Origin of the sequence: Pseudomonas emilianonis (genome assembly GCF_023072625.1) — a bacterium.
Lineage (GTDB): Bacteria > Pseudomonadota > Gammaproteobacteria > Pseudomonadales > Pseudomonadaceae > Aquipseudomonas > Aquipseudomonas paraveronii.
The window spans coordinates 25,490-40,846 of record NZ_JAKNRV010000010.1; the positions used below are offsets into that span (position 1 = coordinate 25,490).

At 59.3% G+C, this 15,357-nt stretch carries 14 protein-coding genes; 5 read left to right on the forward strand and 9 right to left on the reverse strand.

Features of this window, described 5'->3' with window-relative positions:
* Nucleotides 1-7: 7 nt before the first annotated feature.
* From L9Z73_RS02610 to L9Z73_RS02635, 6 genes are all read right to left on the reverse strand, one after another.
* Nucleotides 8-619, reverse strand: a complete 612-nt coding sequence (locus L9Z73_RS02610; protein WP_247396056.1) for a chemotaxis protein CheC — start codon at nucleotides 617-619, stop codon at nucleotides 8-10.
* Complete coding sequence (locus L9Z73_RS02615) at nucleotides 619-978, reverse strand: response regulator (protein ID WP_247396059.1); 360 nt, start codon at nucleotides 976-978, stop codon at nucleotides 619-621. The genes L9Z73_RS02610 and L9Z73_RS02615 overlap by 1 nt, the downstream gene beginning before the upstream one ends.
* Before the next feature lie 192 nt (nucleotides 979-1,170).
* Nucleotides 1,171-2,607 (reverse strand): NAD(P)(+) transhydrogenase (Re/Si-specific) subunit beta, encoded by a 1,437-nt coding sequence (locus L9Z73_RS02620; protein ID WP_247396061.1) that lies wholly within the window; start codon nucleotides 2,605-2,607, stop codon nucleotides 1,171-1,173.
* Between the two features lie 9 nt (nucleotides 2,608-2,616).
* Nucleotides 2,617-2,958, reverse strand: coding sequence for an NAD(P) transhydrogenase subunit alpha (locus tag L9Z73_RS02625; protein WP_247396064.1), 342 nt, complete (start codon nucleotides 2,956-2,958; stop codon nucleotides 2,617-2,619).
* A complete protein-coding gene (locus L9Z73_RS02630) occupies nucleotides 2,955-4,094 on the reverse strand; it encodes an NAD(P) transhydrogenase subunit alpha (RefSeq protein WP_247396065.1) in 1,140 nt (379 codons plus the stop codon). Before L9Z73_RS02630 ends, L9Z73_RS02625 begins: the two co-directional genes overlap by 4 nt.
* A 63-nt stretch (nucleotides 4,095-4,157) precedes the next feature.
* Entirely contained in the window at nucleotides 4,158-5,540 is a 1,383-nt protein-coding gene (locus tag L9Z73_RS02635; protein ID WP_247396068.1) for an NAD-dependent succinate-semialdehyde dehydrogenase, read from the reverse strand.
* A 385-nt stretch (nucleotides 5,541-5,925) separates the two neighbouring features.
* Between L9Z73_RS02635 and L9Z73_RS02640 the strand changes: the two genes are divergently transcribed.
* Nucleotides 5,926-7,308, forward strand: coding sequence for a response regulator (locus tag L9Z73_RS02640; RefSeq protein WP_247396069.1), 1,383 nt, complete (start codon nucleotides 5,926-5,928; stop codon nucleotides 7,306-7,308).
* A gap of 32 nt (nucleotides 7,309-7,340) precedes the next feature.
* Here L9Z73_RS02640 and L9Z73_RS02645 read toward each other — a convergent pair whose 3' ends face one another.
* Nucleotides 7,341-8,021: a BON domain-containing protein gene (locus tag L9Z73_RS02645; protein WP_247396071.1), complete on the reverse strand. Its 681-nt coding sequence runs from the start codon at nucleotides 8,019-8,021 to the stop codon at nucleotides 7,341-7,343.
* Nucleotides 8,022-8,280: 259 nt separating this feature from the next.
* Nucleotides 8,281-9,201: a universal stress protein gene (locus L9Z73_RS02650; protein ID WP_247396073.1), complete on the reverse strand. Its 921-nt coding sequence runs from the start codon at nucleotides 9,199-9,201 to the stop codon at nucleotides 8,281-8,283.
* A gap of 281 nt (nucleotides 9,202-9,482) precedes the next feature.
* On the opposite strand from L9Z73_RS02650, the gene L9Z73_RS02655 reads away from it, so the two are divergent.
* From L9Z73_RS02655 to L9Z73_RS02665, 3 genes are all read left to right on the forward strand, one after another.
* Nucleotides 9,483-10,130 (forward strand): BON domain-containing protein, encoded by a 648-nt coding sequence (locus tag L9Z73_RS02655; protein ID WP_247396075.1) that lies wholly within the window; start codon nucleotides 9,483-9,485, stop codon nucleotides 10,128-10,130.
* An 80-nt stretch (nucleotides 10,131-10,210) separates the two neighbouring features.
* Nucleotides 10,211-12,034: an ATP-dependent zinc metalloprotease FtsH gene (ftsH, locus tag L9Z73_RS02660; protein ID WP_247396077.1), complete on the forward strand. Its 1,824-nt coding sequence runs from the start codon at nucleotides 10,211-10,213 to the stop codon at nucleotides 12,032-12,034.
* A gap of 33 nt (nucleotides 12,035-12,067) precedes the next feature.
* The gene (locus L9Z73_RS02665) at nucleotides 12,068-12,493 is read left to right on the forward strand and encodes a potassium channel family protein (protein ID WP_247396079.1); all 426 of its coding nucleotides are present in this window, start codon (nucleotides 12,068-12,070) and stop codon (nucleotides 12,491-12,493) included.
* Nucleotides 12,494-12,509: 16 nt separating this feature from the next.
* Here L9Z73_RS02665 and L9Z73_RS02670 read toward each other — a convergent pair whose 3' ends face one another.
* Entirely contained in the window at nucleotides 12,510-14,879 is a 2,370-nt protein-coding gene (locus tag L9Z73_RS02670) for a phosphoketolase family protein (RefSeq protein ID WP_247396081.1), read from the reverse strand.
* A 259-nt stretch (nucleotides 14,880-15,138) separates the two neighbouring features.
* Between L9Z73_RS02670 and L9Z73_RS02675 the strand changes: the two genes are divergently transcribed.
* A partial coding sequence (locus L9Z73_RS02675; RefSeq protein ID WP_247396084.1) for an alcohol dehydrogenase catalytic domain-containing protein occupies nucleotides 15,139-15,357 on the forward strand: 219 nt, incomplete at its 3' end.

Consider the following 15,357-nt stretch of genomic DNA (forward strand, 5'->3'; position numbering starts at 1 on the left):
GCCCTTTTCAAAGCTCGTAAAGCAAACGATCGATCGCCCGAATGACAACGCCGGCTGTACGTTCGGTGATGCAGATCAGCAGGTCGCACGAGAATTGATGAGCCTGAACCTCGAAACGGATTTCTAACACCATCGCAAGGTGTTCGTTCAGGTTCAATTCATCCAGTGCGTTCGTGGGCTCTTCTCTGTGGACCAGAATCGACGGCGCGTCATAGCTCACTTGTATCGCCACCTGCCTGGCCAGGCCACTGATGCAGGCGCCGGACAGGATGTTGGTGACATCTAACATGAGCTCTTCCTGCTGCTCTGGGCCGTCGTCGTTATAGCCCAGCAGCTCGGCCAGCTTATCGGCCCCCATTGAGCCGAAGCACACGAACACCTCGCCGCGTAGCTCACCCAGAAAAGACTGGCGGGTGACAATCATGAAGCGTCGGCGAAGATGCTCCGGAATCGACAGTTTGTTCTGTTCCCGAATCAGCGGGTGAATGAAAGGAACCGAAAGCGTAACCATGGTGTTGGTCAGCAGGGCCAGTCGCTCGGCGGCCTGCCCCATGGCAATATTCATCAGTTCCTGCAGGGCATCACGTTGGTCTTCGGTGAGCGCGGCCAAGGTTTCCATCACAGCACTCCTATGAGGTGCAATGCATCGAGTACAGCTTCAGCCGTAACGGGCTTGGCGACGAATGCAGCAGCGCCCAGTTCGAATACTCGCTGCCTGGCCAGCGGCTGGATGTCTGCGCTGATTACCACGACCACCACGTTGGCGTCTTCACGCTTGAGGGCTTCTAGCGTCTGGAAACCGTCCATGACCGGCATGGTCAGGTCGAGAAACAGCAGCTCCACCAAACCGGCGTGATACGCCTCCATCACCTCGGCACCATTACAGGCCTGGCGAATATCTTCGGTCAGTGATTCTGGCAGGGATCGCAAGACCAGCTTGCGGGACATGGATGAGTCATCGGCGATTAGCACTTTCATGGCGCACTCCACATTTATGAAGTGTCCCGCAGCCTCGGTCGAGGCCGCAGAAACTAAGATTCGTTAGAATCTTTTAACCACTCTAGCCTGAAGAATATCAAAGAGCCATCAGCCAATGCGGATACTGCCCTATTGATTTGAGACGCATGTAGGGCATTCCCTACAAGATGCCTGGCCAAGCCCGAAAACGCGTTATCCCAAACCTCTGACCGCCTCGATCATCTTGACCAGGACGGCCTGCGCATCGCCGTACACCATGTTGCAGTTTTCTGCGTAAAACAGCTGATTCTGAATACCGGCATAACCCTTGCCTTCCCCGCGCTTGACCACATACACGTGATGAGCCTTGTCCACATCCAGGATCGGCATGCCATAGATGGGCGATGCTTTATCGCTGCGTGCAGCGGGGTTGACCACGTCGTTGGCGCCGATCACTAACACCACATCGGTGTCAGCGAAATCGGCATTGATGTCATCCAACTGGAATATCAGGTCGTAAGGCACACCGGCCTCAGCCAGTAACACGTCCATTTGTCCCGGCATACGCCCCGCTACCGGGTGTACCGCGAATCGCACAAGCACGCCGTGGGCTTGCAACAACTTCACGAACTCGTAGAGCTTTTGTTGCCCCTGTGCGACGGCCAGGCCATAGCCGGGCACGATGATGACTTTATTGGCGTAACGCATGGCGACGCCTGCATCACTCGCCGCCGTCGGCTTGAGCTCACCCACGATCGCTGCGCCTTTACGAACCGGCTGATCGCCAAAACGTGCAAACAGCACATGCGCGACCGTGCGATTCATGGCTTTGGCCATCAGCAATGTGAGCAGTACGCCAGCGGCGCCAACCAGCATGCCGGCGATCATCATGGCCGGAACCTGCAACACAAAGCCTTCAAGGCCGACCGCCAGTCCGGTGAAGGCGTTGTAGATGGAGATAACCACCGGCATGTCGGCACCGCCGATGGGCAACGTCATCAGCACCCCAAACAACAACGCACAGCCGAAGAACACACCGATCAACCACAGGACGTCGTTTAACGAACCGTGTGCGGCCTGCATGACGACCATCAGCCAAGCGCCTACACCGAGCGTTACCAGCATCAGCAAGGCGTTGATCAGTTGCAGGCCTTTCATGCGCAATGGCTTGTTGATGCGGCCATCCAACTTGGCCCAGGCAATCAAGGAACCCGATAACGAGATGGCGCCGATCAACGCGCCAAACAACGTGCCGGCCAATGCGGAAAGGTCGAACACTCGATTCCCGAACAACTCCATGGCTGCGATCGCGGCGGCGGCGCCCCCGCCCATGCCGTTGTATATCGCGACCATCTGCGGCATGGCGGTCATTGCCGCTTTGCGCCCGCTCCACCACGCTGCACCACCGCCCAACAGCAGCGCGCCGAGCGCGAGGCTGACGTTGACAGGCAAATGTGGACGGGCCGCCTCACTCACGGAGAATGCGTAGAGAAAACTCACGATGACGGCGGCCGCCATGCCCCAACCGGCGACATGAATGCCACCGGCCGCCGTGACGGGCGAAGACATGCGCCACAACCCGAAAATCAGTAGAAAAGCCGCGAAGAAATACACCAGCCCGATCAGCCACTGCGACGTCATAATCAACATGATCAAACCTCAAGCCTTTTCAGGTTTCCGGGTGGCAGAGTGATGAGCTTTACGCCGCTTGGGCTCCGGCGCGCTGGTCTGGAACATCGCCAGCATCCGGCCAGTAACGGCATACCCGCCTGCGGCATTCCCCGCCCCCAGCAACACCGCGACAAAACCGGCCGCTTGTTCCGGCACGCTTGCGGCATCGAGCAGACCGATAAGCCCGCCGATCACCACAATGCCATGGATGAAATTCGAGCCCGACATTAACGGCGTGTGCAAAATGGCCGGGACCCGGCCGATGATGACCCAGCCGGCAAACGCGGCGAGCATGAAAATATAAAGCCCGACGAAGCCAACACTGTTCATGAGGCCTTCTCCTGGGTTGCGGCATCCGTTGGGTTCAGCGAATGCATGAGTTTGCCAGCGTGGGTGAGTACCGTTTGCGCCAGAATCTGATCGTCCCAGTCGATGCTGATGACGTTGTTCTTCAACATCAGCGCCAACAGGTTGAATTGATTTTTCGCATACAGCAGGCTGGCGTCCTGGCTCAAGGATGAGGGCAGATTCAACGGCGCCATCAGGGTTACCTGACCGATCGTGACGGTCTGTCCGGGCACGCAGCCTTCGCAATTGCCGCCGCCTTCGGCGCCAAGATCGACGATCACCGCGCCAGGCTTCATCCCGGCAAGCTGTGCGGCACTGACCAGGCGCGGCGAGGGCCGCCCCGGCACTGCCGCCGTGGTAATGACCAGGTCCGCTTGTTGGATATGCTCAGTCAGTACTTGAGCGACTTGCGTTTTCTCTGCGTCACTCAGCTCCCGTGCATAACCGCCTTTGCCTCGCGCATCGACCCCCACATCGACAAAGTTGGCGCCCAGGGATCTGGCCTGCTCCGCGGTTTCCGGGCGAACGTCGTACCCCTCTACCACGGCGCCCAGGCGGTGCGCGGTCGCGATGGCCTCCAGCCCCGCCACGCCCAATCCCAGGACCAACACCCGCGCCGGCCCCACGATACCCGCCGCCGTGGTGACTTTTGGCAGGATGCGAGACATCTGCACCGAGCCCAGTTGGACCGCATAGTACCCAGACAACGCCGATTGACTGGAAAGTGCATCCATCGACTGGGCCCGCGTGATGCGCGGCAGGCGCTCCATCGCAAAACACGTGACTTGGCGCTCCAATAAACGTTGCACCAAGGCCGGATTCTTCTGCGCATACACAAAACACAGGAGTACCGATCCGGGCTTCATCTTGCCTACGACCTCAAGCGAAGGCGCCTGCACCGCGAGAAGCACATCGGCCTCATGCAGCCACTGTCCGCCGCTGGACACGAACAACACGTCCGAATAAGCCGCGTCCGGCAAAAAACTCGCGTCACCCGCCCCCGACTGCATATGAAGTTTTGCCCCTAAAGCACTTAACTTCGCGCAGAGGCCAGGCACGAGGGCCACACGTCGCTCGTGCGGGTGGGTTTCTTTGAGTACAGCCACATTGACGTACATCGCGCGCTCCGTTGAAGGCGCCCGCGTATCGCCGGGCACCCGGAATGTAAAAAAGACAAGGCTTCAGACGGGAGCTTGAGCCGACACGTAACGCACGAGTTTTTTATTGACGAACTGCTGGATCCCCATGTCGCCCAGCTCGCGTCCATAGCCTGAGTCCTTGATGCCGCCAAAGGGCAACTCGGCATCGCTCCAGCTGATGTTATTGATAAACATCATCCCGGTCTCCACGCGACTGGCCACACGACGCCCCCTGTCCAGGTCGCGTGTGAACACCGAGCCGCCCAGGCCAAAGTCAGAATCGTTTGCCAAGGCGATCGCAGCGTCTTCGTCCTTGACCCGAAAAAACAGCGCCACCGGGCCGAAGAACTCATCCCGGAACGCCGGGTTTTCAGGGGCGATATCGGTGAGAATGGTCGGCGTCATAAAGGCGCCGGGGCGATCGATACGTGTGCCCCCCAGCAGAATCCTGGCACCGTGATCGGTCGCCGTGCGGACCTGCCCGAGCAACTGCACTAATGCCGCTTCCGAAGACAGCGGGCCCAGGGTCGTCGCTTCTTCCATGGGATCGCCGGGTTTCAGCGCCGCGAGCCCGGCCTGAAAACCCTTGAGGAACGCATCGGCCACCTTATCCACGACAATGAAGCGTTTTGCCGCGCAACAGGTCTGCCCGCAGTTATACATCCGCCCCCATATCGCCCATTTGACGGCCAGATCCAGATCCGCGTCTTCCAGCACAATGAAGGCATCGCTGCCCCCCAGTTCCATGGAGGATGGCTTCAAGTTCTGCCCGGCCCAAGACGCCAGGCTGCGACCGGCGGCGACACTTCCGGTGAGCGCAACGCCACGAACACGGGGGTCATCGACCACCTGTTTGGACTGTTCATGGGAGATCGACAGGTTGGTATAGAGCCCGGGAGGAGCGCCGGCTTCGAGCAGGATTTGCTCAAAGGCCATCGCACATTGAGGCACGCAACCGGCATGTTTGATCACCAGCACGTTGCCTGCCATCAAATGCGGGCCGGCCACGCGAGCCAACTGATAGAAAGGAAAGTTCCACGGTTCGACACCGAAGATCACGCCGATGGGACTGCTCTCCATATGCGCCTCACCTTGGGTCGGGTCAAGCGTTTGCGGGGCCAGGAAGCGTTCGGCGTTTTTGGCGTAGTACGCCATGATATCGGCGCTGAACTGCACTTCGCCTCGGGCCTCGTTGATTCGTTTGCCCATTTCCAGCGTGATCTTGCGGGCCAGGGCATCGAAGCGCTGATGCATCAATTCACCGGCCTTCGCGATGATCGATGCACGCTGGGCATACGTTGTATTTTTCCACGATGCGTAGCACTGCGCTGCGGCCGCCAGTTTGTGCTCCAGTTTCGCAGCCGTCAGGGTATCGAATTGAGCGAGCAACTCGCCGTTGTATGGATTGATAGTCGTATAAGCCATAACGGTTGCCTTCCAATGAGATTGAGTTATCCAACGTCTAACCGGCCACGTTCAGTCGCCGTCTCCATGAACCGGCATTACGTTGGCCTGAATGCATGTGGGTGGCTAGCGTCGGAAACTACTGATGCCATCGTCATTCAGTGCAGACCGGCACTTTAATGGTGCTACGGGCGCACTTCGATGGTGCGAAAAGCGACAATTAAAATCCAAAGGTCGCCTTATATAGGCGCTTAGCGTGAACGGTCTGTTTGTTCGCAATAAACTGAGGAATTTAGATTCGTAGAGGCTCGGTAAATACTTACATAGATCAATTAACGCGCCTTAAAACCTGCATAGGATTGCGCAACAGGCAATACGACACCGCGTCTTGTCAGGAGGGGTAATCATGCAAGTCAATCAATCCTTGTCGGAAGATGTGTTGCCACATCAGGCATCAGGCCCTGCATCCGTCTACTGCCCGTCCTCCGCTGAACGGTTGTACGGCATTGATCAGAAACTTCGCCAGACAGCGCAATTGGTTTCACTCGTTGTGGGCCAGCTTGAGGCGTGTGAATTCGACCCCACGACACCAGCGCGCAGAGTGCTCGAACAATTGGATGCCACTGTGGAGAAGTTGTTGAGTCGATTCGGACTCGACCAGCCCTCCCCCCCGTCAATCGCTCAACCCTGCGCGTACAAACAACTGAGCGCTCAAGCGTTGAGCACGGCGCGCATTTGCCTGCTGTTGATCGTGGAACCGGACGCCCTGCTATGCGACATGCTGAGTAGCGGACTAGGTTCGCAGGGCTATCATACGGTAGCGGTCAGCGATGGCGTCGCCGCGTTGGAATGGATCGCGCGTTCAGGCATTCAGCCGGACCTGATTTTGACGGAGCACACGCTTGACCGGTCCATGGACGGTGTCCAACTGGTGCAAAAAATCCGCGGTCAATTCAATCGAATCACACCCGCGATCATACTGACCGCCGATACGAAAAAGCAGGTTACCCAATCAGCCCTGACCGCCGATTGCGTGCTCCTGCGCAAACCTGTGAGCTTGAACGTGTTGCGCGCCACCCTCGGCGCCGCATTAAGTACACAAGCTGCAGTACCCACCACACACGCCATGCCCTCTTCGCACCCACCCGTCATGTACGTGGTGGACGAGGATGCGGTGCTGCGCAACAACCTGCGCAGCGTATTAGAGTCAGTAGGTTACCTGGTGCGTGACTATTGCACTGCTGAGCAGTTTCTCGGCAGTTATGCCGGTGACAAAAGGGGCTGCCTGATCATTGAGGCACGCCCCTCGGGCATCAACGGGCTCGAGGTGGTTGCCCGTCTTAAAGCACAGGGTGACGAGCTGCCCATTCTCATGATCAGTTGCAACAGCCGCGTAGCAGACGTCGTCGATGCGATGAGGGCGGGGGTGTGCGACTTCATTGAAAAGCCGTTTCGTTATCAGCAGCTGTTAACCAGCGTGAAAAAAGCGTTGGCCAGTCAAGTCGCCACCGAGAGTACCCAGGTCCTTCGCAAGGCTGCGATTGACCATATCAGCCACCTCACCGCCCGCCAGCGCCAGATTATGGCGATGGTTCTGGACGGCCATCCGAGCAAAAACATTGCGGCTGATTTAGGGATTAGTCAAAGGACAGTGGAAAAGCACAGAGCGTCGATCATGAGCCGGACTGAAGCCAAATCAATTCCCGAACTCGCCCGCATCGCCCTGGCAGCCGGCGAAAAAACTCCGGTTGCGGCTGCCGATGGTAAGCGCAACGGACTCATCCCATGATCAACATCAACACTGTGGGCAATCCCGCGCGGTTATATCGAGCCAGGCGTATCAGGTCGGATAGGCGCTACCAGCAGATTATCGACAACTTTCAGCACACCCGCAGTGCTCGATGCAGTCAAACGCGCCATCTCCCGTTCCGGGAGCGATCCGACAATCCCCGATAGCGTGACGTCCCCGCCCTCCACGCGCACATCAATACCATGGGCGTCGATGATGGCCTTGCGTCGAAACGCTGACTCGATATCTGTCTTGATGGTTTGTGCAGAGGCCTGCGTCTTGACCACGATATCGTTACTGATCCCCTTGATCCCCTGCAGATAGCGCACTGCATAACCGGCCGTCTGGCGCTGATGCTCAGAATCCACTTCTCCGCCGAGCACCAGCCAGCCATCCGCCACGCTGACTTTGACGCGGTGGTCTGCCAGCGAGGTGTTCCATTGCAATGCTGCAACGGCTGCCGCGACGAGATCACTGTCCGTGCGCACATGGCTGGAGGGCAGCACGACATCAATCTGGTTGATCAGATCCACGACACCGGCAACATGAGCGACAGCCTGCTCCGCGTGCCACCGTTCGGCATGACTGACGACGTTGCCGGAGAGCGTGACGATGCCATCGGACACTTGCACTAAAACCTGATCGGCTTTCAGTGCCGAGTCCCAACTCAGTTCTTCAATCACTTGCTGCCTAAGCTTTTCATCGGTGTTCATAAAAAAGCTCCAGTGTTTTTTAAAAAGTCTCAATCGGCCAAAGCGTATCTCGTTGCGATAACTTTCAGCAGGTCGGAAAGTACCTATCCTTGGGTATAAAGCGGTCGTTCAGGCTCGGTATTTTTTTGCACCGAACATCCAAACAGTAGGTGCAGGTGTCGATGCTCCAGCAAGTACTTGCTACCGGTGACCGTGCCCGCCGCCCCCAGAAACGTCATGCACATGGGTGTCTCCTTGAGATTTCATGGGACCGGTGGTTTCAGTCAACGCAGGGTGATGGCTTGACGATCATCAAACTGCAGGACGCGCGGTTCAGCACGCTCTCGGCGGTGCTGCCAATCAGCCGGTCAAGCCTGTCGCGATAGACCGTGCCAAGCACCACCACGTCGAAGGCGTTGCGCCGGGCGAACAGGCTGATCACTTTGTGGGGAATCCCGGTCAGCACATGCTGGTATTTCTGCTCGACGCCATAGCGTTCGGCAAGCGCCTCGAAGGCCTCCGCCTGCGCGTCGTTGACCGCCTCGCTCAAACTGCTGTCCAGGCTCTGGGTTGGCACGCTCGTGGTGGTATCGCCCACCACCGACCAGTTGCTGACATTGAGCAGGTGCAGTTGCGCATCGCAAGCGAGTGCCAATGTCGACGCCAGTTCGAGGACGCGCTCGTTCAGCCCGTATGTCAGTTCTTCAAGATGCGACAAGTCGATGGCCGCGAGGACTTTCAACGGTTTGGGATGCCTGGCGTCGGTGACCAGGTGCAGGCAGGCCGGACAATCGCGCAACAACAGCCAATCCAAGGGTTGATGGAAAGTCCGGTCAAGCGCCGACACATGCTCGACGTCCTTGATCACCAGGTCGGCATGAAACTCGTTCACATACGCCAGCACCTGCGCCAGGCTGGGTTTGGCCCACACCACTTCACAGCTGACCTGCAGCCCCGCGCGCCGTTGAAAGCGCACTTGCTGCTCCAGCCAGTGGCGATGGACCTGCAGGTAGCCCTCCCGGGCCTGGGCCATCGCGTCATGGTCAAACAACCCCGCCATCGCCAGCGACGTGACGTAGTCAAACGCAACAATGTGCAACAACGCACCGGTAGCCCTGGCCAGTGCCTGGGCCCGGTCAAAGGCCGGGGTGCGCGTCATCTCGGAGGGTGCAATCAATAAAACACGTTTGAGTGGCAGCATTAGATACCTCGGCCTGAGCACGCGTAACTGCCTGACTGCACCCGACTTCCTTGCGAGCAGAGTGGCCCCCTGCTTTGTGACTGAAAAGCATCGGTCGAGTATCTGACGCCACGAAACGTGCGATCTGATCTTTGTCAACTAATGGCCGGCTTTCACTCAATGAGCGAATCACTCAGGCCTTGTTGATATAGCTCAATAATTTTTCGCGGTTCGGGCGTAGAAACCAGTGAACGGCCATGTAAGGCCCTCCCTAAGCCACGCATTCGACTGAGGACACCAACATGAGCGACTTGAGTTTGCGCAAAGCCATCATGGAAGAGCTTGAATTCCAACCGCAGATCGATGCAGCCAGCATCGGTGTCGCCGTGGAAAACGGCGTTGTCACGCTCACCGGACATGTCAGTAGCTACGTGCAGAAAATCAGCGCCGAGCGTGCGGTAAAAGGCGTCAAAGGTGTGCGTGCCGTGGCGGAGGAGATTCAGGTCAGGCTGCACAAAGGCGCCGGCACGGCGGACGACACCATTGCCTCCCGCGCCCTGAGCATCATCAACTGGAGCGCCGACGTACCGGCGAACGCCGTAAAAGTCATCGTTCAGAACGGCTGGATCACCCTTGAAGGCGAAGTCGACTGGCAGTACCAGAAGGAAGCCGTAGAGAAAGCGGTGCGTAAGCTATCCGGCGTGCTCGGCGTAGACAATCGGCTGACCCTGAGCCCCCGGGTGGACATCGTCGATATCCGCAAGCACATCGAAGATGCGCTCAAACGCAATGCTGAAGTGGACGCCAAGGATATTCACGTCAGGGTCGACGGTGACGTTGTCAGGCTCGACGGCAAGGTTCACCTATGGAGTGAGCGCAAAATCGTGGAACGGGCAGCCTGGTCGGTGCCGGGTGTCATGCGGGTGGAGGATCACCTGTTGCTCGCCTGAAATGATGAATGTCCCAGGCAGTCAACCGGGGCATTCAACGGCGGCATATGCGTTGCGGGCCTTCTTTTTGAGTCAATGTTATGAAAAAGAACCATCAGTGGAACCTGTCTTACTTTCTGACCGCGTTTGTCGTGTTCACCGTCGTACAGTTTCTGTGGGCGGAGCACCGCGCGGTGCAAAGCATCCCGTACAGTCAGTTTCTGCAACTGTTGAACGAGCAGAAGGTCAGCGACTTGCAGGTCGAGAAAGACCAGATCAGCGGCAAGCTGCAAGTGCCGATCGACGGCCACAACCTGTTCACAACAGTGCGAATCGATCCGGCGTTGGCCACGAACCTGGCCCAGTCGGGCGCCAGCTTCACCGGGGTCAATGACAATACCTTTTTGAGCGGCCTGCTGGGTTGGCTGCTGCCCTTTGTCCTGATCATGGTGGTCTGGCACTTTGTGTTTCGCGGCGTCGCGCAAAAACAGGGACTCGGTGGGCTGATGAACATCGGCAAGTCCCGGGCCCGGGTGTTTGTTCAACGGGACACGGGGATCACTTTTGCGGATGTCGCGGGCATCGATGACGCCAAGGCCGAACTGGTGGAGATCGTCTCGTTCCTCAAGGACAAGGCCAAGTACTCGCGCTTGGGCGCGCATATTCCCAAAGGCACGCTGCTGGTGGGGCCGCCGGGCACCGGCAAGACCCTGGTGGCCAAAGCCATCGCGGGCGAAGCCGGGGTGCCGTTTTTCTCGATCTCGGGCTCGGAATTCGTCGAGATGTTCGTCGGCGTTGGCGCCGCACGGGTCCACGACCTGTTCGAACAGGCGCGCGCGGCCGCGCCGTGCATCATTTTTATCGATGAACTGGATGCCCTGGGCAAAATGCGTGGCGTCGGCGTAATGGGGGGCAATGACGAAAAGGAACAGACCCTCAACCAGCTCCTGGCCGAACTGGACGGCTTCGACCCCCGCGAGGGCGTGGTGCTGCTGGCCGCGACCAATCGCCCGGAAGTGCTCGACCCGGCGCTGCTGCGCGCAGGGCGGATCGACCGCCAGGTGTTGATCGATCGCCCTGACCGTAAGGGGCGGCAGGCGATCCTCAAGGTTCACCTGCAAAAAATCACCGTGGACCCGGCCCTCGACAGCGAGCGCATTGCCGACATCACCACCGGTTTCACCGGCGCCGACCTGGCGAACCTGGTCAACGAAGCGGCGATTGTCGCCACTCGCCGTGGCGCCGATACAGTCGGCCTGGACGATTTTACCGCGGCCGTGGAACGCCTGATCGCGGGCATCGAACGCAAGAGCAGCGTGCTGCGCCCCGAAGAACGCCAGGTGGTGGCGTACCACGAGATGGGCCACGCGCTGGCGGCGAGTCGCCTGCCAGCGATGGACCCGGTACACAAGGTGTCAATCGTGCCGCGTGCCATTGGCTCCTTGGGTTACACTTTGCAGCGCCCAACGGAAGACCACTTCCTGATCAGTTGCCAGATGCTCAAGGACCGAATCGTCGTGCTGATGGCCGGCCGCGCCGCCGAGTTTCTGATCTATGGCCAGACCTCCACCGGCGCCGCCGATGACCTGGCCCGCGCAACCGATATCGCCCGGCAGTTGATTACCCGCTTCGGCATGAGCGCCGAGCTGGGGCAGTCGGTGCTGGAGCGACAAAGCATGACCTACCTGGGTGAGCAGATGCAGAGCACGGGGCAGAAAGATTATTCGGAACAGACGGCCAGAGAAGTCGACCTATGTATACGCGCCCTGCTCGACGAGGCCTACGCACGCGCCAAAACCCTACTCCAGGCGCATCGCGCCGACCTCGAGGCCGGCGCGCGTCTATTGATGGAAAAGGAAAGCCTGACGCCAGAGGACTTCCCCGCGCTGTTGCCAATGAAACCCGTACCGGTCGCCGCAGGTTGAGCGTCGCCCTTAAACCACCCACTGAGGATCGCCATGCTGGCCGTCACGCTGATTAATACGCTGGTGGTCATCATCGCCGTGATCATTCATTACGAATTCCTGTTGCGCCTGAACGACTTGCTACCGCGCCTCAAGGTCAGGAGCCGTTTAAGGATGATGATTGGCGTATTCGGCGCCCTGCTGGCTCACGCGATCGAAGTCTGGTGCTTCGCCTTGACCTACTACCTGATGATCCGCGACGGCGAATGGGGCAGCCTGTCAGGCAACTTCGATGGTTCGTTCATGGACTGCGTGTATTTTTCGTTCACGACCTACACCACCATCGGTTTCGGTGACATCTCCCCCATGGGCAACCTCAAGTTCCTGACCGGCGTGCAAGCGCTGACCGGCCTGGTGCTGATCAGCTGGACGGCGTCGTTTCTGTTTATCGAAATGCAGAAATACTGGAAGAACAAGTAACGCCGTCCATCAGCCCCTAGGTGGCCGGTGTCCATTGCCAGTTCAGTACCTCGGGCAGGTCTTCACCATGTTCGATCAGGTACAGCTTGTGTTTCTCCATCATCGACCAGTACCGCGCCTGCGCGGTGTGGCGTTGTTCGTGCAAGCGGGGTACACGCTCGATGACGTCCAATGCCAACCTGTAGCGATCCAGGTTGTTGATCACCGCCATATCGAACGGAGTGGTGGTGGCGCCCTCCTCGATGAAGCCCCGCACATGAAAGTTGTCATGATTGGTGCGTTTGTACAGCAGCCGATGCACCAGCGCCGGGTAGCCGTGGAAGGCAAAGATCACCGGCTTGTCGGTGGTGAACAACCCGTCGAAGGCCGCATCCGCTAGCCCATGGGGATGCTGCGATGACGACTGCAGCACCATCAGGTCCACCACGTTGATCACCCTGACCCGTAGATCCGGTACGTACTCGCGCAGCAACGTCACGGCGGCCAGGGTTTCCAGGGTCGGCACGTCGCCGGCACAGGCCATGACCACGTCCGGGTCCTGATCATCACGGCAGGCCCAGTCCCAGCGGCCGATGCCCGCCAGGCAATGCTGCACGGCCGCGTCGATATTCAGCCACTGCCACTCCGGCTGCTTGCCCACCACGATGACATTGATGTAATTGCGGCTGCGCAGGCAGTGATCCGCCACCGACAGCAGGCAGTTGGCATCAGGCGGCAGGTAGATACGCGCCACGTCGGACTTCTTGTTCGCCACCAGGTCGATGAAGCCTGGGTCTTGATGAGAGAACCCGTTGTGGTCCTGGCGCCAGACATGGGACGTCAGCAGCAGGTTGAGCGAAGCCACCGGCTTGCGCCAGGGCACGCTGGCGGCGGTTTTCAACCATTTGGCATGCTGGTTGACCATCGAATCGACGATATGGATGAACGCTTCATAACACGACAGCAGGCCATGGCGGCCGGTGAGCAGATAGCCTTCAAGCCAGCCCTCACAGACGTGCTCGCTGAGGATCTCCATGACCCGACCATCCGCGGCCAGGTTCAGGTCGTCGGCCTCCAATGGGTCCATCCACGCCTTGGCGGTGACCTCATACACGGCGTCCAGGCGATTGGAGGCGGTTTCATCCGGGCCGAACAGGCGGAAGTTGCTGGCGCCCCGCGCGTTTTTCATCACGTCGCGCAAAAAACTCCCCAGTACCCGAGTCGCCTCGGCGCGCTGGCAACCGGGGGCCTGCAGTGCTACCGCGTAGTCGGCAAAGCGTGGCAAGTCGAGCATGCGCAATAACAGCCCGCCATTGGCGTGGGGGTTGGCGCTCATTCGGCGGTGTCCGGTGGGCGCCAGCGCAGCGATTTCCGGGAGCAAGGCGCCGTCGGCATCGAACAGTTCGTCGGGGCGGTAGCTGTTCAGCCATTCCTCCAACTGCTGCACATGCCCCGGCGACTGAAAGTTGGCCAGCGGCACTTGATGGGCTCGCCAGGTGCCTTCGACCCGACAGCCATCGACAAACTTGGGCCCGGTCCAGCCTTTGGGCGTGCGCAATACCAGCACCGGCCACAACTGGCGTTCCGGCGCCTCGGAGCGCCGGGGCTGGCGCGCCGCCTGCTGAATCTCGCGAATTTTCAGCAACATGGTGTGAAGGGTACGGGCAAGCTCCTGATGGACCTGCGCCGGGTCATCGCCTTCGACGAAGTACGGATCGTAGCCATAGCCATACAACAGGGCTGACAGCTCATCTTCGCTGATCCTGGAGAGTACCGTGGGGTTGGCGATCTTGTAGCCGTTGAGGTGCAGGATCGGCAGCACCGCCCCGTCGCGCGCGGGGTTGATGAATTTGTTGGAATGCCAACTGGCGGCCAGCGGGCCGGTTTCGGCTTCGCCGTCGCCGATCACGCAGGCGACGATCAGGTCCGGGTTATCGAAGACCGCGCCATAGGCGTGCGCCAGGCAGTAACCCAGTTCGCCGCCTTCATGGATCGACCCCGGGATCTGGGCCGAGACGTGGCTGGAAATCCCGTAGGGCCAGGAAAACTGCCGAAACAGCCGCAACAGCCCATTGGCATTGCGCTCCACCGAGGGATAACACTCGGTGTAGGTGCCTTCCAGGTAAGTCTGCGCGACCACCGCCGGGCCACCGTGTCCGGGGCCGGCGACGAAGAGCATGTTCAAGTCGTACTGGTTGATCAGCCGATTGAGGTGCGTATAGAGCAGATTCAGCCCCGGCGTCGTGCCCCAATGCCCCAACAGGCGCGGTTTGATGTGCGCCAGGGTCAGGGGGGCCTGTAACAACGGGTTGCTCTTGAGGTAGATCTGCCCGACCGCCAGGTAATTGGACGCCCGCCAATACGCGTCCACCCCGTCCAGCTCCTCTGCACTCAAAAAATCGCTCATACGCCCCTCCGCCAAGGTTCGACCAGTGGATTATCCTTCGTCGATTCTGGGTGCCTCAAATGCGCGAGGCTTGATGTACATCAAGTCTTCAGGCCGACGCTTAAGCTCAATTGGAACGCGGGATCAGGGATACCGCACGAAGGCGCGGGAGGCGCACGTTTTTCGTGCGTCTATTATTCACTCGGCCGCAACGTCACGGTCCTGGGCCTGAAACCGTCGGCCGACCTGGCATCACCGCTCGAACACCTGGAGATTTGTTATGCGTGCGATGGTTCTGCACACCCCCGGCCAGCCGCTGCAACTTGAGGAGCGCCCGGTCCCGACACCCGGCGCCGGGCAGCTGTTGATCAAAGTCCTGGCCTGTGGCGTGTGCCGCACCGACCTGCACCTGGTGGACGGTGAGTTGCCGCAAGCGCAACTGCCACGGGTGCCGGGCCACGAAATCGTTGGTGAAGTGACGGCCGTGGGCGCCGCTGTC